The organism is Streptomyces rectiviolaceus (assembly GCF_039533825.1).
Classification (GTDB): Bacteria; Actinomycetota; Actinomycetes; order Streptomycetales; family Streptomycetaceae; genus Streptomyces; species Streptomyces rectiviolaceus.
This window is the reverse complement of the sequence record NZ_BAAAUG010000256.1, coordinates 1-588: the sequence shown is the minus strand read 5'-3', so window position 1 is coordinate 588 and position 588 is coordinate 1. Positions and strand designations below refer to the sequence as shown.

Genomic DNA, 588 nt, shown 5'->3' with positions numbered 1-588 from the left:
CGCTGCTGACCCCCGCGAGCCGGCAGATCACCGTGAGTGAGGCCGTGCGGTATCCCTCCCGGCTGAAGACCTCAGCGGCAGCGGTGATCAGTGCCTTGCGAGTGCGTACAGCGCGTTCCTGTTTGGCCATCGAGGTGCTCCATCGCTCCAGGCGGCCGTCGCTCGCGAGATGACGCGGGCGACGGAGACGACACCCCCGTCATCGGCACATCCCAAAGGGGAGACCGACGCCCATGCGAAGAACACTAACAAACCGCACAGGCGGTTTGTACTGCCCGGCGGTGACACGATGTCCATTTGGCGCAAAGGTGCCGCACCTCAGGAGGGTGCGCCCCTCACGTTTACCACCTCGCCGGGAACGCCAAAGGCTTCAGCGAGGATCACCGAACCATTGCCTCAATACTCCCCCAAGATCCCCATCATCGGACACCCACAGCACATAACCATCGGGGCGGATCACCGCGGATTCTGTTATTCCGCCCGGGAGTTGACCGGCGGCGCGGGCGGTGTGCAGGACATGCGCCCACCCTTGAGCGAGGCGGGGAGGGTGCGCGGCTCCGCTGCTGAGCAGCAGCACGGCACGGCCTC

1 protein-coding gene is annotated in these 588 nt (G+C 65.6%); it reads right to left on the bottom strand.

The window, feature by feature from the left end; genetic code table 11:
• Positions 1–370: 370 nt before the first annotated feature.
• Positions 371–577: an aromatic-ring hydroxylase C-terminal domain-containing protein gene (locus ABD378_RS44300; RefSeq protein WP_425583986.1), complete on the bottom strand. Its 207-nt coding sequence runs from the start codon at positions 575–577 to the stop codon at positions 371–373.
• Positions 578–588: the final 11 nt, after the last annotated feature.